This window comes from Clostridium sp. (assembly GCF_050717535.1).
In the GTDB taxonomy this organism is placed as follows: Bacteria; Bacillota; Clostridia; order Clostridiales; family Clostridiaceae; genus Clostridium_AD.
The window spans coordinates 13309-33246 of record NZ_JBOITM010000015.1; the positions used below are offsets into that span (position 1 = coordinate 13309).

Consider the following 19938-nt stretch of genomic DNA (forward strand, 5'->3'; position numbering starts at 1 on the left):
ATAATAAAGATAAATTAATAGCAAAGAAGAAAAGCTATACCATTTAATACTGGCATAGCTTTTCTTCTTTTATTATTTTCTCATGGCTTAAATCTACCAGCATTACATAAAGATTGGTTCCCAGGGATTTAGGGGGGTTATTAACGAAAAGGTCAAATTCGTTTATATTACCTACTGCTATAGATATTTTTATATCTGATGTCACTTCCATACAAGATATTTTCCCATAAACGTTATAAATTGTTAGGGGGTTAACATAAGATACAATTTTAATATACCATTTTAAATATTCCCAGTTACTTATTTCAAGCATTAAATCTGCAGGCGCATTGATTGTTTTATTCAAACTAAACTCAATATCACGGGTATATAGATCTGTGATAATAGCTTGAAAAATTTTTTTCTTATTTTCAGCGGTTTGAATTTTATCATCATCTGTAGAGATTTCTTCCGCTTCATCATTTATGTGTCCTGCAGCTAACATTAATTCGCTATAAGTTACTCCGTTGTAGGCATCACTGGCAAATTTATTTATTGTATCAGGTGCAGGTGGTGATTTTACTAATTTCCGAAGTAGTCTTGATATGTGAGCTGCACTTACACCAATTTTATTTGCGTATTGAGTAATTGAACGATCGCCTTTTGCTTTTTCTAATAATAGGGCAAATGTCACTGTATTAAACTTACTATGGTCAACCATATAATCACCTCTTAATATGAATTATATCATTTTTTATTGTTTGTAGTCAATGAAAAAATAAAAACATAAATAAATTTAAAAAAGTGTTGTGTACATTCAATACGTATGATATATTAGTTGTAGATAATGTAATTAATTGTAAACAATGTAATTATTTAAAGGAGAGGATATTTAGATGAATTTAAAGAAAGCTGAATTGCAACATTTATTAAAAGAGTGTTTCGGTAATAATTATACAAAGCTATCAAAGGCTATTGGTGTAGATGTAGCACATGTATATCGAGTTATGGTTAAGAATAATACTCCGGGGCTTAAGTTCTTCAATGGGCTAATGAAATGGTGTACAGATAATCAGTTAGATTATCGAGAATATATTTTTTTGCCTACACCATTAACTGTAGATAACAAACGTATTTAATGCAGTAAATGAAATGAGATGAATTTATCGCTGAAAGTAATCATCTATTGAGTAATGACAGCGATGATACCTAATAGATTCTGTTTTTATAATTAATATTTGGGGGAGGAAAAATAATGGCTAAATATAGACAACTTCATACTGAATTTTGGAGTGACAGCTTTGTTCTCGAACTTACACCGGAGGAAAAATATTTTTATTTGTACCTTATGACAAATACAAAAACAACGCAGTGCGGTGTATATGAGATTTCAAAACGAACTATTGAGACAGATTGTGGATATAACAGAGAAACTGTAGAAAAGCTAATTAAAAGATTCTGTGATTATAAAAAGATCCTCTATTGTGATGATACAAAAGAGTTAATGATTATAAATTGGATAAAATACAACTTACCTAACAGCCAAAATGTAATAAAATGTGTTCAAAATGAATTATTAAAAGTTAAGAATAGTGAATTTGTTAAAATATTATTTGATAAATGCCAGGGGGCTGGTTTAGATGTAGAGAAAATTTTTGAAAACCATATCATAGGAGAAATTTTCGATAGTTCTTCTGCCAAAGATAGGGCTGCTTTAAAATTTTCTACTAAAAAAGTGGACAAGCCTTCTATAGAATATGCTTTGGAGAAAAACACAGAAGAAATATTGGCTATTGATAAGGCATGCGAAGAAATTTTAAAAAAAATAGAAACAGTAAAGCCAGATACTATTTATTATGATGTAGAAGATGAAAGAATTCAAGAAACAAGTGAAGTTCAAATTAATAAACCCCTTAGTAGGGACTTAGAAGGGGCTTGCAAGGTCCTAGGAAGTAATAAAGAAGAAGTAATAAGTAATAAACAAGAAGTAATAAATAAAAAAGAAGAAGAAGAAGAAGTAATAAATAAAAAGGAAACATTTATAAATAATAATTTAGCTACTGCTACAGAGGATGAGAGCTTTAAAAATTTAATTAAAGTTTTCGATGAGAATATACATGTTATCAGTCCACTGGAATACGAAAAAATATTAGAGTTTACAAAGCATGTATCTAGCGAAGTTATTCTCATGGCAATAGAGGAGGCTGTTATTTATAATGCTAAAACTTTGCAATATATTTCTAAAATAATTAATAGCTGGATTAGTCAGGGCATAAAAACCACTGAGGGTGTAAAGGCTTATCAAAAAAAATGGTCTAATAAAAAAATTAACAGTGTAAGCCATAATATTAAAAAGGGAGGTTTCTGTGATTTTGAACAAAGAAATTATGATTATGAGGCACTAGAAAAAAAGTTATTGGGACATCTGGATGCTGAAGATTTAGACTAAAGTACCTGAAGATCAATATTAATTTACTGAGTAACGCTAAATGCTGAGAGGCATGCTAACAAGTTTTTTAAAAATATCCATAATAAACTTAAAAGGCGGTGTATATCATGGAAAAATTAGTTGAGAGGGCAAAAGGTAAAGAGGGGAGTGCTACACAAGAACTAACAGAAAAATTCAAGTATCTAATATTCAAGGAGGCTTCAAAATATCATATTCCAAGTTATAATTATGAAGATTTAGTGCAACATGGTTATCTTTCGGTTTTAAAAGCAATAGCAATGTACAAGCTAGGCAGCAACAGCTTTAATGCTTACTGCATAAATTCTATAAGAATGAACTTTAAAGCTCTTTTAAAAGGGAACATAAAACATTTTAGAGAGACACCAAACAATGATATGTTAGAAATAGACACCGCAGGAGATTATGAATTCACCTTAGAAGATGAAGTAATCGCCTATGATGAAGTTAAAAAACTATATGTAGCTCTTGATAAACTTGATCCTGATGAACGTGATATTTTAGAGAGATATTATGTTTTGGAGCAGCCACTAGGAGAAATAGCCTGTGATAGTGAAAAAAGCTACCATCAATTTGCACGAATGAAGAGAAAGGCACTAGAGAAACTGCGGTCCTTAATGTAGTATTATATATTTTTTTAAAATCCCGCACAAAACTTTCAAGTGGCATATATATTCAATGAAAACAAAATGAAAGAAAGGAGTGATCAACATGGCAGTAGTATCAACAAAGGTAGCCAGTGCGCTAAAACTTACTATGAAGGTAGGTGTTGACATCAAAGGTAAAGACAAATATGCAACAAAAAGATTAAGTAATCTAAAAGTTGCTGCATCAGATGAAGACATGTTTGCTGTAGGACAAGCAATTTCTAACATCAAAACTTATCCATTGTTTGGCCTAGACAGAGAAGATCAGTACAGTTTAGTTACTGAGTAGGTCTTAGCTCAAGATTCAAAGTTGTTATCCAAATAATTTAAAGGAGGAAAAGTGATATGCATAAATTAGTAATGAGATTTTTAACAGCTACAGAAGGTAAATATTTTACTTTAACTGTAGATGACATTAAAGCTGATGCATCTGGAAATCCAACTGTAACAGATGTTGAGGCAAATGCTCTCATGGATTTAGTCATTGCAAAGAATATTTTTGCATCAGCTAATGGTAGCTTAATTGGTAAGAAAGATGCCAAGGTAGTTACTACAGATACTAGCAATGTTGAATTAGCTTAGGGAAATAGTGCCTGTGAGGGCACTGTTTTTCTGCTTAAACATTTAAATAAGGGGGAAGAGAATAATGGTTAGGTTATGTTTTGATTATGGACATGGTGGAGAAGATAGTGGGGCCTTATACAATGGAAGAAAAGAATCTAATGATGTTTTGTGTTTAGGTAGAGCTATAGCTTCAGATATTAGAAGGCATGGAATTATTGTAGATGAAATAAGAACTAGTGATGCGACGATAAGTCTTAGAGATAGAAGTAAATTTGAAAATAGAAGCACATACGATTTTTTTATATCCTTTCACAGAAATGCGTATCTGCCTGAACAAGCTAAAGGAGTTGAAACCTACACTTATTTAAATACAGGTGCAAAGTCTAAAGGGTTAGCAAAAAGGATACAAGCTTCACTTGTAGCTATGGGTTTTGTAAACAGAGGAGTAAAGGCGGCTAACTTTCATGTACTGAGAGAAACCAGGACTCCAGCGGTACTAGTTGAGATTGGGTTTATTGATAACACAAATGATAATAATGTTTTTGATAGTAAAAAAAGTGAAATTATTAAAGCATTAGCTAAAGCTATTCTTGCAGAAGTAGGTGTAAGCTATATCGCTATGTAACCTGGTATCTGGGTTCACCTTCAATTGAGCACCAGAACATAGTCGGAAATATGTTCTTTGCTTTAAAAACTTATTTTAAAGAAAAGGAATGTAGGCCATTTGTGGCTCCACTGGATGTAACTTTTATTGATTCGAATAACAATAAAAATGTAGCTCAACCTGATGTTTTGGTGATATGTGATAAACAAAAAATATGCTGTTAAAAGTTGAAGGTTATCATTGGAGTAAGAAGAAACTGTTTCCAGTTTCTTCTATGGGGTCAGGTACAAAGCAAATAATTGTAAATTTCATAAGTGTTTTGAGATAATTTTATTTTAGATAAGAGGCTATTAAAATGCTATTTTTCTTTGTTTATTATTGTTCTAATTAGGAGTCATACCAATTTGAAGCACTCACGTCAAGAATACTTACAGCAGAATTTCTCATAAAAACACTGTCGGTTTTTATAACAAAAATGCCTCCGTCTAAAATAGTTATTAAGTTTGCTTTAAATCTATCTTATCTACGATAGCAGCCAGTGCACAGGAAACTGCGATGATATCTGCTTTTAATTTTATATCACTTTCTACAAAGTCCAGATATAATCTTCTCCATCATTAAAAAGGTCACTTCTCCTATCATTTATTTACCTTTTGTAATTATAGCCAAATGATTTTATTGTAAACAATTTTAATCATAAATAAGCTATCAAAGCATTAATATACTCATTTATATTAGAGTATATTAATGGGTTTACATTTTTAGGTAGTGTACCTGACCCCATTGTAAAATCTGGAACGTAGTGACTAGTTTTTACTTGCTAATTATGATAAAAATTACAAAAAAAAGATTAAAGTAAGTAAAATTTAATTATGTGCTAGAATGTTAAAAAGGAGATAACTAAAAGTTATCTCCTTTTTAACAACCCTAGGGATTAGCTTAGAATAAAGAAAAGGCTGTGAAAGTATATAAGTTCACAGTCCTTGTTATTAAAGTAAATGATAACATAGAATATCATCTATAATTGGTTAAAATTATTAATTGGTATATAATACAACTATAACCATAATTAGAAGGGGAGTTTTAATATGAGGACAAAAGGAAATAAAATATCTATAATTGGAGCAGGTTTTGTAGGTTCTACTACAGCATTTGCACTAATGACTAGTGGAATTACATCTGAAATTGTAATTGTAGATATAAATAAGGAAAAAGCTGAGGGGGAGGCGATGGATTTATCACATGGTGCTTCTTTCGTAAAGCCTATAGATATAACTTCCGGAGAATATTCCGATACAAAAGATTCAGATATAGTAATTATTACTGCGGGAATTAGTCTAAAACCAGGAGAAACTAGGTTAAATTGTATTGCAAACAATTTGAAAGTATTCAAAAGTATAATTCCAGAGGTTGTAAAATTCAGCCCAAATTGTATATTAGTGATAGTGTCTAACCCTGTAGATATATTGACTTATATAGCCTATAAGCTTTCAGGTTTTCCAAGCAATAGAGTAATTGGGTCTGGGACAGTTCTTGATACTTCAAGACTTAAATATATTCTTAGTCAGCGATTCGAAGTTGATGCTAGAAATATACATACATATATATTGGGTGAACATGGCGACTCAGAAATTGCTACTTGGAGTTTAACTACTATTGCAGGTATGAACGTTGATTATTACTGTAATATTTCTTCTGAAAAATGTGATGAAGAGATGAAGATTAATATATGTAACGAGGTGAAAAAAGCAGGCTATAGTGTACTTGAAAAAAAGGGAGCGACCTATTATGCTGTTGCTCTAGCTGTAAACAGGATAGTTGAAGCAATATTAAGTAATGAGAACTCTATTCTTACAGTATCATCTTTATTAAAAGGTGAATATGGAATCCAAGACATTTATATGGGAGTTCCGACAATTATAGGTAGAGATGGAGTAAAGAAAGTATTAGAAGTTAAACTCAATGAGAGTGAAAACAACCAACTTGTTGAATCATCAAAGGTACTTAAGAAAGTTATAAAAGATTCTAAGATATAAGCTTTATAGCTTTCTGGTACTAAAGCAGCATAAGCAAACGAATTTCCATGCAACTATAATAGGTGCCGCCTTTTGAGTTTTACTTTTATAAGCAAAACTCAAGAGGCAGGCACCTAAATTTGTTTAAAAGAATTCATTAAAATTTCTATTTTTATATGATAATGGGATTTATTAATATAATTCTAAAGGATTAAAATGTTGACACCGTTTACTAAAATATAGTAAAATGAAAACAAACGAAATAAAACGAAACAAAAACAAACATAAACGAATGCTGATTTTATACTTAATCAAAGCAGAAAAGTGAATAAACTTATTCTAAAGTTACAGTAAGTTAAGCAACTATAAAATATAAAGAAAGAGATGAGAATATGACTAAAAAAATAAATCTAATTAAGAGACTAATTATATTTTTTGTAGGAATGAGTATTATACAGATTGGAGTAGCCTTGTTTTTAAAAACTAATATTGGTTCCGATCCATTTACTTTATTCACTCAAGGATTATCATTTTTATTAAATAAAACACCAGGAAATGCTAATATGATTATTTTATTTGTATTGTTTTGCATAATACTTGTAGTTGAAAGACAGCGTATAAAGATAGGCACAATTATATGCGTTGTTGGAGTAGGACCCATTATTGACCTTGGAGTAAAAGCTGTTTCATTTTTCCCAATTGAATCTTTAAATATTGGTATAAAAATACTTTTAGTTATATTCGGTTGTGCTTTAATTGCAATTGGATTTTCTATACTTAAAGCAAGTGATCTGGGTGTTGCACCAAATGATATTGTTCCATTTATTATTAAAGATAAAACTAATTTAGAATATCGTTGGATTCGTATGGCATTAGATGTTAGTTTTTTAGTACTGGGATTTACCCTGGGCGGAATATTGGGAATAGGTACAATAATATCTGCATTGTTAATAGGTCCATTCATACAATTTTGTCTTCCATATGGAGAAAAGTTCGTAAATGTTATTGTTAAAAATCAAACTGAAGATAAACATGAAAATGAAGAAAGTATATCTTTAAGTGCTTAAATTTAGGAGGCGTATTTTTGAATAAAATACTATGTATTGGTGAATTGTTAATTGATTTTATTTGTTCAGATATTAATAGTGGTTTAACTAAAGGAGAAAATTTTATAAAAAAAGCAGGAGGTGCACCAGCTAACGTATCAGCGGCTATATCAAAGTTAGGAGGACAAGCATATTTTGCAGGGAAAGTTGGTAATGATAACTTTGGTATGTTTTTGAAGGAAACATTAGAGGAAGCTGGAGTAGATACTTCTATGCTTATTCTTGATAAAAATTCTAAAACTACCTTAGCATTTGTCTCGTTAAATAAAGATGGAGAAAGAGATTTTATTTTTAATAGAGGTGCAGATGAATTATTAACTTTAGATGAGCTAGATATTGATAAACTAAATTCTTTTAAGATAATACATTTTGGTTCTGCAACAGCACTTTTAGGTGGACCTTCAAAGGAAACTTATTTAAAAGCTATGGAACTTGCTTTTGAAAATCAGGCTTTTATTTCTTTTGATCCTAATTATAGAATAGATTTATGGAAAAATAGATTGAGTGACTTTATAGAAATATCAAAACAATGTCTTAAATATTCAGATTTTGTTAAAGTAAGTGATGAGGAAATAAAAATAATTTCAGGTAAAGAAAATATAGATGAAGGTGTTAAGTTTCTTCATAGTTTAGGTGCAAAAGTTGTAGCTGTTACTCTTGGAAATGCAGGTACATTAATTTCTACCAATGAAGGAAGTAGCATAATCAATAGTATAAAAATTAAATGCATTGATTCAACAGGAGCTGGTGATGCATTTGTAGGTGCATTTCTTTATAAACTTTCACAGTTAAAGAATCCAAAATTATTCATGAATAATCCTGATACTATTAAAGACATAATACTTTTTAGTAATAAAGTTGGGGCTATTACATGTACAAAGCTTGGAGCTATAGCTTCTCTACCAATGCTTGAAGAAATACAAATGTTAAAATAGTTTAAAGAACAAATTTAACATATTTTAAATAAGTAACAAAGGGAATTTATTTTGCTAAGAATTCACATTGCTTTTTTACAGAAAAATAGCTAGTAAACACTAAGTTTTACTAGCTAACTATTCATTAAAACACACCCGTATCTTCTCGCCTTCTTTAAAAAGACTTTAGCATAAAATTTTTATAAATTTTTGCATGGACATGGACCACGATCGCCAAAATGTAGTGTTGATATTACCATAAGTGATGGAGAAAAAATACAAGTAGGTGCTACTACGGTAACTATTGTAGAAACCCCTGGTCACACTCCAGGATGTGTATCTTTGATTTTTCCTGTAGAGGAAGATGGAGTGACTTATCAAGTAGCGCAATGGGGAGGAACTGGAGCTCCAAATGATTTAGAAGGAAAATTAGAATATCGAAAATCTATTGATCATTTTGAAGAATATGCGCAAGCATAGAATGTAAGTGTTGAAATTACAGCACATTTATTTTGCGAAAATGGATATGTAAATTTAGAAACTGTTCGAAATAGAAAAAATCATGAAGCCAATCCATTTATATTAGGTGAGGTGGGAATAGCAAATTACTTTAATAATTTAAAGAAACAAATAGAATATCAGATTGAAAAACAGAAAGGACAATTATAATGGGAGATTATTCTTCATCAAAGTTATTATTCATCTTCTTCAACAAAAAAAGAAAAATGTCTTTTTCTTTTTTTGAAAAATTTTTATAAGCTATTAAATTCACTTTTCCAGAAATATCATTTACTTTGTCTTCAATTGATCGACCTTTTTCTGTTAAAATTATGTAGGTTACTCTTCTATCTTCTATACATTTTTCCTTTTTTACATATCCTAAATTTGATAACTTATTAACTAATGCTGTAATCGTAGACTTATCTTTTCCTATTGTTTTCCCTATTTGATTCATACCTAATCTTCCATTATTATTATATAATACTGTAAGGATATTGCCATATGTAGGTGCCAAATCATCTAACCCTTTTTCTTTTAATGCTTTTTCAATAAATCCAGTCATTTTTTTCTTAGTTTTGCTTATAAAATATATTATATATTTATCATTCATAATTAGGCTCCTATCTTTAATTTAATTTAAATTATCTATCTAATTATAGTATGCTATAAGCTAAAAAGCAATCGAAACATAGTTCGATATAAAACTATGTTTCGATTATTATTAGTTTTATAACAAACTATATTTACAAAGGAATTTTTGAAATGAATAACAATGAATTTAGAGCAATGCTCGTAACAGAAACAGAAAATAAAGAATTTAAAAGAGAAATTACAACTAGACACATAAATGATTTGCTAAACATTAATCATTGTAAGTCTTATATGCTTTCTTTAGATATCTTATCTGGAATTACTGTCCATCCAATGGAGTCCCAAAATTCTTCACAACCAAAAGTGCTATTTGGGGTAAATATATAACCTGTATTAATTCCAACTTTTTTTAATTCTGACAATGAACGATCTACCATCATTTTGCTTATTCTTCTGATTTCATATTTATCATAAACAGCTACATGGTAAATAAAACCTCGTATTCCATCATGTCCACATAATAGAAACCCAATTATTATTTCTTCTTGCATTTAACTCACCTCAAATTAGTCAATTTTATTTCTACTTCTGACTGCTCCGTTTTAAATAGTCTATATTTTCATCAATTTGTAAAAAGACCTCATTAAATATTTCCAGCCTCTCGTCAGATATACCTTTAAGAATATCTTTAAATATATCCTCTAAAAAAGGATATACTTTTTTAGAAGTATCTAACCCAACAGCTGTTATATGTATAGCAATGGAACGCCGGTCTTCTTTATTGGGATGCCTTTCAATAAAGTTTTTTCTTTCAAGTATATCAATTATTCTAGTTAAAGTAGACTGATCTTTACTTGAAACTTCTGCTAAATCTTTTTGACTTACTTTGTTCTGTTTAGATAATCTTATTAATACTAACCACTGTTCAGTTGTGATATTAAACTTTTCAAGTTTGCTATTAAGATAATGTATTAGTTTCTTATTAATTTTGTTGGATAACATTCCAATATCTTGATCATAAGATTTAAACATATTTTCTCATCTCCATAATAGCAAGCTTGGTCATTCCTCCCTCGCAAATACCCCTGGGGTACTTATTTTTACATTTATGTAAAAATAGGCTAAAATAACACTAACTTAACAGAACCATCCATAAGCTACATTTTTCTATCTTTTGCCTAATAAGGCATGTAGGGGTACATATAATTGACTTTTATACTAATAATTTCTACAAATGTAAAAAAATGTTGACAATGTAATGATATTGGATTAAACTAATAACACAGTGAATGTATTAACGGAGTTAATCATAAAGAGTATTAACCAATGAAAAAATAAGAGGATGGTAGGTATAATGAGAATTTCGATAGGAAAAAATAATAGCGATTTGACCGAAATGAATCGTTCTGCTGTTGTAAAAATATTACAACAAAAAAAGGTGTGTTCTCGGGCGGACATTGCTAGACAAACGCAGCTTACTCAGGCGGCTATTTCAAAAATAGTTGCTTCGATGATTGAAATGGGTATTGTAGTTGAGGTAGGTATTATAACGGGTACTGATAACCGGCGTTCAATAGGACTTAGACTGAATGCCCACAGACATCAAATTATAGGGGTAAAATTTGCAAGAGAGATGTTCGCAATAGGTGTGTTCGATATATCGGGTAAAATATACACACAAACCGAAACGAAGTATTCGCTTGATGAAATGCCTCAAAGGGTGATTTCTGATATGAAGAAGCAGTTACACGATATCTTGAAGAAGTATGAAAATGTAGTATCTATTGGGATTGCCGTTCCGGGGCCTTACTTGCGTGACGAAGGGCGTATTGCGGTGGTAACCAAAATGACTGCTTGGAACACAATCAATTTTATTGAGGAATTCAAGGAAGAAGAGTTTCTCAGGCCTGTATTTGTAGAGCATGATGCAAACGCAGGCGTGTTGGCAGAATGGTTATTTGGAAGGCATGATATGTCGTTGAGTTCGATGGCCTATTTTCTGGTAGGAGATGGAGTGGGTTGTGGTATTATAGAGCGCGGTAGACCTCTTTTGGGTGCGCAAGGTTGTGCATGTGAAATTGGACATGTTAGTGTAGACGTTTGCGGTCCGCGCTGTGAATGTGGAAATTATGGTTGCCTTGAGATGTATTGCTCGGCTTCTGCCTTATGGGAGAATGCACAAAAACATGCACTGGAAGGTATTTCCATAGGAACACTACAAAGCAGCGATGCTTGCAAATTCGTTTTTGAAGCGGCGCGTGCCGGCAATCAAAAGGCGATTGACGTGGTGCGAGAGACAGCGGAGTATATCGGTTACGGTTGTGTTAATCTGATAAACACATATAACCCTGACATTATTATTATTGGAGATATCGTATCTCAGGGGGGGGATTTGTTGATGCCTACAATTTGGGAAGTGGTAAAGCAACGTGTTATTCCTGAACTGCATAACAGTGTGCAGATTAAAATATCTAACCTCAAGATAGACACAACACTTTATGGTGCAGCGGCCGTAGCAACGAATAAGGTGTTACAGCTACCCAGTAAGTTTTCTAAGGCTGGCAAATGATTATTTCTGAAATTATGTAATATGAATTGAAGGCAAAACTTTTGACACCATATCATAACAGGTGAATTTTACAGAGAATCGAAATAATATTATTTGCAAAGTACGAGCAAAAAAAGGAGTGTTAATATGGAACATCCTATAATCCTACAAATGCAAGGCATTACCAAAATTTTTCCAGGAGTGCGCGCGCTCGACGATGTGACGATTGAAGTACATCGAGGCAGCATTCTATCAATTTGCGGTGAGAATGGTGCAGGAAAATCAACTTTGATGAATGTTCTTTCTGGTGTTTATCCTCATGGTACTTATGAAGGAAAGATTATCTTTATGGGAAAAGAAATGGTATTTAAGGACATCAAAGAATCGGAGCGTGCTGGTATTGTTATTATTCACCAAGAGTTAGCAATGATTCCAGAGCTATCTATTATGGAAAACATATTTTTGGGAAACGAGTATATAAAGCATGGGTTAATTGATTGGGACATCGAACGGGATCGAACGGTAGAGGTGCTTGATAGGGTAGGGCTGAAGCTTAATCCCAATACCTTGATTAAGCACATGGGAGTAGGCCAGCAACAATTGGTAGAAATCGCTAAGGCACTTTCCAAAAACGTTAAGTTGCTAATTCTCGATGAGCCGACCTCCGCGCTTAATGAGGCCGACTCTGCCAACTTGCTAAGTCTCATGCGCGGCTTAAAAGATCGAGACATCACATGTATCATGATTTCACACAAGCTCAACGAGATTGCAGCGATATCTGATGCTGTCACAGTCATCCGAGATGGATGCACTGTCGAAACCTACTCCGTTGAAGCGGGACACGTTGATGAGGATCGCATAATCAGCGCTATGGTAGGACGCTCTATTGAAAATCGATTTCCCACTCATGAATCAAATATTGGAGAGGTTATTTTTGAGGTATCTGACTGGTGTGTGGAAGATCCCAATAACCCGGGTCGGATGATATGTAAGAATTCTAGTTTTTTTGTCAGAGCCGGAGAAATCGTCGGGTTTGCCGGTCTTATGGGTGCTGGAAGAACGGAGCTTATGCGGTCTATATTTGGACGAAATTACGGTATCTTCCATGGAGGCTCTATTAAAATCAGAGGCAAGGAGATTCACGTCACATCAGTTGATTCCGCAATCCGTCATGGTATTGCTTATGTGCCTGAGGATCGTAAGAATCTTGGGCTCAATTTGCTAGACAGCATCCGCAAAACCACTGTCTCGGCAAATCTAAGGGCAATTTTGCGTGGCAGGCTTCTTGATTTGGAGCGGGAATTTCAGGTTGCCGAGGAGTATCGCCGTCGCTTAAATGTTAAAACACAAAGTGTTAATTTTAACGTGACAACCTTGTCTGGGGGTAACCAGCAAAAGGTTGTTCTAGGTAAGTGGATGTTTACTGAACCGAATGTTTTGATTCTTGACGAGCCCACTCGTGGGATAGATGTCGGCGCAAAGTACGAAATTTATCACCTAATCCACGAGCTTGCAGATAAGGGGAAAGCGGTCATAATCATTTCCTCCGAGTTGTCCGAGCTGATTGGTTTATCGGACAGAATTTACACAATTTTTGAGGGAACAGTAACGGGCGTGATAGACCGACAAGAATTCAACCAGGAAAAACTCATGCGAATGATGACAAAAATCTCTGGGTTAGAGTCTAAAACAAGAAAGGATGATAAGGCATTATGAAATATATTAAGAAAATACTAGGTAGCGGATTCCGGGATTACACTATGGTGATTGCCTTAGTGGTACTTACTATCATCTTTAATATTGCTTCGGGGGGGAAAATGATTACTTCTTCAAACTTCCAGAACGTGATATCCGGTAATTCGTATGTGTTGGTGCTGGCAATTGGAATGTTGATGGTCATCGTAATTGGACAGATTGATTTATCTGTCGGTTCGGTGGCTGGTTTCTGCGGAATGGTAATGGCTCTTTCGGTGCGAGATTTGGGAATTCCGTGGTGGCTAGGAGTGCTCCTTGGCCTTGCTGTCGGCGCTATGATTGGAGCATGGCAGGGGTTCTGGCTGGCCAAGCTCGGTATTCCTGGATTTATTACAACATTGGGAGGTATGATGATTTTCCGTGGCGGCGTTATCTGGGTTTCAAAGTCGATCTCGGTGCCGGCTCCGGTGGAACTCAGAGTGTTCGGTTCGGGATATTTGCCCGATTGGGGGCCTGTTTCCACAGGGATGAACAACTCGACATTGCTGCTCGGAATAATCGCATTCGTTGCTTTCACTTTTGCACAACTGCGCAAGTATAATCGTTCGTCAAAACTGTCCGAAAAAAAAGAGGTGATTTGGCCGGTGATTGTTCGGATTGTCTTGGTGGGTGTAGCTATCGGTTACATTACACGAATTTTCGGCACCGGGCGTCCTGGCACATCCTTCCCCATACCAGGACTGATTCTTGTGGTTTTGGTCATTATCTACCACATCATCACCCAGTACACTAGATTTGGCCGCCATATCTATGCTGTCGGAGGTAATAAAAACGCGGCCGCACTGTCCGGTGTAAATGTCAAAAGAATATATTTTTTGACTATGCTCAATATGTCCATGCTTGCAGCTTTGGCCGGAATCATGTTTGTGGCCCGATCAACTGCCGCCGGTCCGTCGGATGGCATTGGATGGGAATTAGATGCCATTGCGTCAGTCTTTATTGGTGGGGCTGCTGTTTCTGGTGGTGTCGGAACCATTTTAGCTACGATGGTTGGAGGACTTGTGATGACTGTCCTCAACTCGGGGCTTATGCTTATGGGTGTTGGTTCTGATCAAACCCAGGTTATTAAAGGTTTGGTGTTGCTTGCAGCGGTTGGTTTTGATGTTTACAGCAAACAGCAGGGTCGCCAATCTATCATAGGAAGAGTATTTTCTGGAGAAAAGAAGTTACCTTTATGAAAGTAATTACCTGGCCACCAGTGGTTATTGATAGACTGATGCCTGGGATTATATAATTAGTCGAAAGACTTAAAAGAGGGGGATTTAAAATGAAAAAAGCAATGTCGTTATTAGTAGTATCACTTTTCATGGTAATGGGACTGACAGGTTGTGGTAGTAAAACAGTAGCAAATAAAACGGAGACTGTTAAGACACCGGTTGAGACAACTGTTTCAACTGGTGGTGGGTTTGCCGCAGACGCAACTATAGGTGTTGCATTGCCTTGGCTTGGAACTCAGAACTGGGCAGAAGCAGACGAGATGTTTAAAAGCAAATTGAAGACTGCGGGCTTCAAGGTAATCGTTCAGCAAGCAGACAATAAAGTTCCCACACAACAACAACAAATCGAGTCAATGATTCAGAATGGTGCCAAAGTAATTGTTGTCGGTCCTGTTGACGGTTCCCAGCTTGGGTCTGTTTTGGAAGAAGCAGTGGCAGCCGGCATCAAAATTATCGGCTATGATCGCCTCATCGAGAACACAACCGGTGTTGAAGGCGTGGTTCAGTTCGACAGCATCAAGACTGGCGAGCAACAAGGAAATGCTTTATTAGCTGGATTGGCTGCTAATAAGGGCAAGGGTCCTTACAACATAGAGTTATTTGGAGGCGGCCCTGCTGACCCTAACGCTCCAAACTTCTTCACAGGTGCTATGTCAGTACTTCAGCCTAAGATTGACGATGGTACATTAGTAGTAGTGTCAGGTCAAACTAAATTTACGCAATGTGCTACTATTGATTGGGACAATGCCAAAGCACAAAGCCGTATGGACTCTCTCCTTTCTGGTTCCTACTCAAAGAAGGAAATTGCGGGTGTTCTTTGTCCAAACGATGGCATCGCTCGTGCGGTCATTACTGCAGCTGAGAATGCTGGACAAAAGCTACCTATTACTTCAGGGCTCGACGCTGAGAACGAGACAATTAAGTGGATATGGTCTGGCAGACAGTATTCAACTGTAGCTAAGCCAACAGACATGCTTGTAAGCAAAACGATTGAAATCATCAAATCATTACAAGCAGGCAATGGTATGCCTAAATCTGACGTAACCGTAAACAATGGCATGAAGGAGGTAAATGTCTACGCACTTCCTCCAGTTGTTGTTACCAAAGAAAATATAAAAGAAACATTCGCTAATGATCAAGGCCGCTTAGATTTACTTAAATAGGAAATTCTAAGAACCTATATTCATGAACTACTCACTGTAAAGTAAGCAGAAGATAAATTAAGAATACTTTCAAAAGTGCCGATCTTATGATTGGTACTTTTGTTATGAGTGCGCCTAGCATGGATAGTAATATCCAAAATAGATAAGAGGAGGAATTTTATGGGTAAATTATATGCAATTGGTGAGATATTAATTGATTTTATTCCACATGAAAAAGGATGTGCGTTAAAGGAAGTGGTCACCTTTGACAGAGCACCTGGTGGTGCACCGGCTAATGTGGCAGCCTGTGTATCAAAGCTTGGTATAGAGAGCCATTTCATAGGGAAAGTGGGCAAGGATGCTTTTGGTGAATTCCTAATTGATACCATTCAAGAAGCAGGAGTGGGAATAGACTATGTAACATATACAGATGAAGCCAATACTGCTTTAGCATTTGTATCTTTAGCTGCAGATGGTAATCGAGATTTTTCTTTCTATCGCAATCCAAGTGCTGATATGCTGCTAGAAGCAGACGAGATACAGACGGATGTTTTTGAGGAGGGAGACATTCTACATTTTTGTTCGGTGGATTTAATTGAAGCACCTGTGAAATACGCACATATTAAAGCTATTGATGCAATGAAGGCAGTGGGTGGGAAGATTAGTTTTGATCCGAACCTAAGATTTCCGCTATGGAAAAGCAAAGAGGAATTGATAGAAACGGTTCAAGAATTCATTCCCAAGGCCAACATTCTAAAAGTTAGTGATGAAGAACTAAAATTTATTACAGGTATAGCAGATGAAGAAGAAGCAATTAAAAGTCTTTTTGTAGGAGATGTTGAATATGTTATTTATACTTTAGGTCCTGATGGTGCCAGAATTTATACCAAGGACGGTTCAGTAAGTGTAGCCGGTGGATACAAGGTAGATGTTGTAGATACTACAGGAGCTGGGGATGCATTTATAGGTGGTTTTTTATATCGAGTGCTAGAAGTTGGCTACAAACAGCTGGGAAGTGCAGATTTAAGGGAAATGATAGATTTTGCCAATAAAGTGGGGGCTTATATAACCTCTAAAAAAGGTGTCATTCACCAACTGCCTACATTAGAAGATATAAGAAAAACTTTTTAATTTAATAACGTCCTTAATGGAACTTTTTTAGTATAGTTATTTATTTGCAGATAGGAAAAATTTCCGTGTACAGGAAACTGCGATGATATCTGCTTTTAATTTTATATCACTTTCTACAAAGTCTAGATATAATTTTCTTTTGTTGTTATCTTTAAAGCGAAAGTATTCTTTTAGTAGATATTAACTTCTCTTCTTTTTTACCAATGTACATGCGATAGCTACTATATTCATATTCTTCTGGTCTATTTACCATGCTTGCTCTAACTGGATTTAAATGAATATAGCTAGTTTTTACTTGCTAAGTTTTTCTTATAATATAATTGGTTTGTCTACAATTTTTATTTTTGCTTTTTTAATTATCCTGGTTTTGATTACAAAGCGAATTGGAAAAATTCAGTCTCAAAAACGTTGGTTGCTCCCTCTTACTTTTGGTTTGTATTCAGGATGGCTTTTTATAGCAACTGTTGTAAATATATCCGCTTGGCTGGTAAAGATCGAAGGGGGTAGATTTGGTGTTGCGGCTGAAATTTGGAGTGTAGCTATTCTTCTTGTTGCAGTAGTTTTGACAGCGTTGGTAGTATTAAACATTAAAAATGCTATATTCCCAATTCCTATTGCATGGGCTTATTTCGGGATCTATAATGCTCAATTAACTACAAATGGGAACACTATATTGCTACAGAGCGTTTCATTAATTGGAATAGTTCTCTTAGCTTTAGTATCAGCAATCTAATTTTTCTCATCCATCGTCCGAACCAGAATGATGGCATGATTGATCTCCGGCTCGTCATACGTCGTCATACCGCTTGACATATCTACATACCACTGACGGCCTCCCGAGGACAAAGTCGACGAAGTCCAATACTTATCTACGCTGAGTGAAGGAAAGTATTTTTGATCCACTGCAGGGCTGCTCAGGCTCCTGTCGCAAAGCATCGCTAATTCAGGCATCGTAGGAAGTCTCCAGGTACTCGAATCTTTTTTATTCAATTCATCTATATAGGATGTTGCTTCTGAGAGGCTTAAGCCCGATGTGGTGTTTTGCTGCCAAATAAGTCCCGTATTTTTATCAGTTACCGTTTGGTCTTCATTATCGGTATACCGGTCTATATCGCTGGGGTTGGGGATTCTCTGACCCCCTACAGCTCCGGGCTTTTTCACTGCCGTGTCAACTGATTTGTCTTGATTGTCGCTTTTCATAAATGGGCTATGCCAGAGATAAAATCCTCCCGTAAGTAGCACAACCGCGGAAAATAACATGCACCATTTGTTGAAATAAAATTGGTGCAAAATTTTTTTTCATATATCCTCCTTTTTATTTCCAATAGTTTGTTGATGCGTATGTTAACGCTAATTCAATTTTGTATTTTAGTTCTTTATAACTATAATAAAGTTTACTTGTGAAATCTATGTGAAATTTCAGGAAATATTTTACACTTATTGTATGCGAATTTGTGATGTTTTCATTTTGAACTATGACATTTGTGTTTTTGGGGCCTTTGTACTATTCTCATATAGAGATGAAGAGAGATACAAAAATCATGACTTTTATATATGTTTTTGGTTGTGTAGTAGCGTGACAGGGATTCTCGTTATTACATAACCACCTTGAATCACTTAATTCTCTTTTGTTAATATCTTAAATCCTTTATTGACATATAATAAAATAAGGTATATTTTAGTTATGGTCATGACCTAAATAGAATACATTAATCTTCAGATAATAAGCAAAAAAAATTTATTGTAATGAGCAGAGAAGTGTTAGGAATACTTTCTATATAGGAGTTATTGGATTATATCAATAAAACAAGTAAAATTAATTCGTTTAGCCTATGCTACACGAGATATTTAAAGGAGTGTTAAAATGAGCGTTAGCGAAAAAATAGTTTCTGTAATAGAAAACAAAAGAGATTTATTTATAGATGTCAGTGATAAAATATGGGACTATGCAGAAATAAGATTTAAAGAATTCAAATCCTCAGAGCTTTTATGTTCTGTTCTTGAAGATGAAGGGTTTAAAGTCACAAAAGGTGTAGGTGGTATAGAAACAGCTTTTATAGCAAGCTTTCGACAAGGTACTCCTATAATTGCTGTATTAGGCGAGTTTGATGCATTGTCTAATTTAAATCAGAAATCAAAAATTGCAAAAGAAGAGGCTGTGATTAAAGGTGCAAATGGCCATGGATGTGGACATAATGCGCTAGGGTCAGGTTCACTGGCAGCTGTAGTTGCGGTTAAAGAATATCTTAAGGATAGTAATATTCAAGGAACAATTCGTTATTATGGTTGTCCTGCTGAAGAAGGCGGCTCTGGTAAGGTATATATGGCAAGAGAAAAAGTATTTGATGATGTGGATATTGCCTTAACCTGGCACCCCTCATCTATGACTGCTGTTAATAATTTTACTACTCTTGCATGTATACAATCATACTTCAAATTCCATAGAATAAGTTCTCATGCTGCACTTTCACCACATTTAGGAAGAAGTGCCTTAGATGCAGTTGAACTAATGGATATAGGTGTAAATTATTTAAGAGAACATATTATTCCTGAAGCTCGAATTCACTATGCTATTACTAATACGGGAGGTATTTCACCAAATGTTGTACAAGCTAATGCAGATGTATTACATTTAACTTATATTCCGCTGAATGAATTTCAAAACTAATTATTTACTAAAAAGATATTAATTTACAATTATTTACAAAAAGGATTTTTTAATTTTATGTCGAATATATTCATAAAATACTTTTTGAA

At 34.5% G+C, this 19938-nt stretch carries 22 protein-coding genes and 1 pseudogene; 18 read left to right on the forward strand and 5 right to left on the reverse strand.

Annotated features, from left to right (window positions below; genetic code table 11):
• Positions 1-43: 43 nt before the first annotated feature.
• On the reverse strand, positions 44-700 hold the full coding sequence (locus tag ACREVU_RS03275; protein WP_431550196.1) for a hypothetical protein: 657 nt from the start codon (positions 698-700) through the stop codon (positions 44-46).
• A 175-nt stretch (positions 701-875) separates the two neighbouring features.
• Between ACREVU_RS03275 and ACREVU_RS03280 the strand changes: the two genes are divergently transcribed.
• From ACREVU_RS03280 to ACREVU_RS03330, 11 genes and pseudogenes are all read left to right on the forward strand, one after another.
• Positions 876-1118, forward strand: a complete 243-nt coding sequence (locus tag ACREVU_RS03280) for a hypothetical protein (protein ID WP_431550197.1) — start codon at positions 876-878, stop codon at positions 1116-1118.
• 116 nt (positions 1119-1234) lie between these two features.
• Positions 1235-2428, forward strand: a complete 1194-nt coding sequence (locus ACREVU_RS03285; RefSeq protein WP_431550198.1) for a DnaD domain-containing protein — start codon at positions 1235-1237, stop codon at positions 2426-2428.
• Between the two features lie 107 nt (positions 2429-2535).
• Positions 2536-3069: a sigma-70 family RNA polymerase sigma factor gene (locus ACREVU_RS03290; protein ID WP_431550199.1), complete on the forward strand. Its 534-nt coding sequence runs from the start codon at positions 2536-2538 to the stop codon at positions 3067-3069.
• 88 nt (positions 3070-3157) lie between these two features.
• Positions 3158-3382 (forward strand): DUF1659 domain-containing protein, encoded by a 225-nt coding sequence (locus tag ACREVU_RS03295; protein ID WP_216156516.1) that lies wholly within the window; start codon positions 3158-3160, stop codon positions 3380-3382.
• A 56-nt stretch (positions 3383-3438) separates the two neighbouring features.
• Positions 3439-3675: a DUF2922 domain-containing protein gene (locus ACREVU_RS03300; protein WP_431550200.1), complete on the forward strand. Its 237-nt coding sequence runs from the start codon at positions 3439-3441 to the stop codon at positions 3673-3675.
• A gap of 64 nt (positions 3676-3739) precedes the next feature.
• Positions 3740-4270, forward strand: a pseudogene (locus tag ACREVU_RS03305) (N-acetylmuramoyl-L-alanine amidase family protein); the annotation flags it as partial.
• Between the two features lie 62 nt (positions 4271-4332).
• Positions 4333-4485 carry a hypothetical protein gene (locus ACREVU_RS03310; RefSeq protein WP_431550201.1) on the forward strand — a complete coding sequence of 51 codons (153 nt, stop codon included), beginning with the start codon at positions 4333-4335 and terminating at the stop codon, positions 4483-4485.
• 864 nt (positions 4486-5349) lie between these two features.
• Positions 5350-6297: an L-lactate dehydrogenase gene (locus tag ACREVU_RS03315; RefSeq protein ID WP_431550202.1), complete on the forward strand. Its 948-nt coding sequence runs from the start codon at positions 5350-5352 to the stop codon at positions 6295-6297.
• A gap of 371 nt (positions 6298-6668) precedes the next feature.
• A complete protein-coding gene (locus tag ACREVU_RS03320; RefSeq protein ID WP_431550203.1) occupies positions 6669-7343 on the forward strand; it encodes a YczE/YyaS/YitT family protein in 675 nt (224 codons plus the stop codon).
• A gap of 17 nt (positions 7344-7360) precedes the next feature.
• Complete coding sequence (locus ACREVU_RS03325; RefSeq protein ID WP_431550204.1) at positions 7361-8317, forward strand: carbohydrate kinase family protein; 957 nt, start codon at positions 7361-7363, stop codon at positions 8315-8317.
• A 189-nt stretch (positions 8318-8506) separates the two neighbouring features.
• Positions 8507-8776, forward strand: coding sequence for an MBL fold metallo-hydrolase (locus ACREVU_RS03330; RefSeq protein WP_431550205.1), 270 nt, complete (start codon positions 8507-8509; stop codon positions 8774-8776).
• A gap of 196 nt (positions 8777-8972) precedes the next feature.
• On the opposite strand, the gene ACREVU_RS03335 is transcribed toward ACREVU_RS03330, so the two are convergent.
• The 3 genes from ACREVU_RS03335 to ACREVU_RS03345 all read right to left on the reverse strand — a co-directional run bounded on the left by ACREVU_RS03335 (position 8973) and on the right by ACREVU_RS03345 (position 10420).
• Complete coding sequence (locus ACREVU_RS03335; protein WP_431550206.1) at positions 8973-9407, reverse strand: MarR family winged helix-turn-helix transcriptional regulator; 435 nt, start codon at positions 9405-9407, stop codon at positions 8973-8975.
• Between the two features lie 268 nt (positions 9408-9675).
• On the reverse strand, positions 9676-9939 hold the full coding sequence (locus ACREVU_RS03340; protein ID WP_431550207.1) for a GNAT family N-acetyltransferase: 264 nt from the start codon (positions 9937-9939) through the stop codon (positions 9676-9678).
• Between the two features lie 31 nt (positions 9940-9970).
• Positions 9971-10420 carry a MarR family winged helix-turn-helix transcriptional regulator gene (locus ACREVU_RS03345; protein ID WP_431550208.1) on the reverse strand — a complete coding sequence of 150 codons (450 nt, stop codon included), beginning with the start codon at positions 10418-10420 and terminating at the stop codon, positions 9971-9973.
• Positions 10421-10742: 322 nt separating this feature from the next.
• On the opposite strand from ACREVU_RS03345, the gene ACREVU_RS03350 reads away from it, so the two are divergent.
• From ACREVU_RS03350 to ACREVU_RS03375, 6 genes are all read left to right on the forward strand, one after another.
• Complete coding sequence (locus tag ACREVU_RS03350) at positions 10743-11957, forward strand: ROK family transcriptional regulator (protein ID WP_431550209.1); 1215 nt, start codon at positions 10743-10745, stop codon at positions 11955-11957.
• A 126-nt stretch (positions 11958-12083) separates the two neighbouring features.
• Positions 12084-13652, forward strand: a complete 1569-nt coding sequence (locus ACREVU_RS03355) for an ATP-binding cassette domain-containing protein (RefSeq protein ID WP_431550210.1) — start codon at positions 12084-12086, stop codon at positions 13650-13652.
• On the forward strand, positions 13649-14869 hold the full coding sequence (locus ACREVU_RS03360; protein WP_431550211.1) for a sugar ABC transporter permease: 1221 nt from the start codon (positions 13649-13651) through the stop codon (positions 14867-14869). The genes ACREVU_RS03355 and ACREVU_RS03360 overlap by 4 nt, the downstream gene beginning before the upstream one ends.
• An 89-nt stretch (positions 14870-14958) precedes the next feature.
• Entirely contained in the window at positions 14959-16071 is a 1113-nt protein-coding gene (locus ACREVU_RS03365; RefSeq protein WP_431550212.1) for a substrate-binding domain-containing protein, read from the forward strand.
• Between the two features lie 159 nt (positions 16072-16230).
• Complete coding sequence (locus tag ACREVU_RS03370; RefSeq protein ID WP_431550213.1) at positions 16231-17181, forward strand: carbohydrate kinase family protein; 951 nt, start codon at positions 16231-16233, stop codon at positions 17179-17181.
• A gap of 274 nt (positions 17182-17455) precedes the next feature.
• Positions 17456-17914, forward strand: coding sequence for a TspO-related membrane protein (locus ACREVU_RS03375; RefSeq protein WP_431550214.1), 459 nt, complete (start codon positions 17456-17458; stop codon positions 17912-17914).
• Here ACREVU_RS03375 and ACREVU_RS03380 read toward each other — a convergent pair.
• A complete protein-coding gene (locus tag ACREVU_RS03380) occupies positions 17911-18381 on the reverse strand; it encodes an Lcl C-terminal domain-containing protein (protein WP_431550215.1) in 471 nt (156 codons plus the stop codon). The genes ACREVU_RS03375 and ACREVU_RS03380 overlap by 4 nt on opposite strands.
• A 664-nt stretch (positions 18382-19045) precedes the next feature.
• Between ACREVU_RS03380 and ACREVU_RS03385 the strand changes: the two genes are divergently transcribed.
• Entirely contained in the window at positions 19046-19849 is an 804-nt protein-coding gene (locus tag ACREVU_RS03385) for an amidohydrolase (RefSeq protein ID WP_431550216.1), read from the forward strand.
• Positions 19850-19938 lie beyond the last annotated feature (89 nt).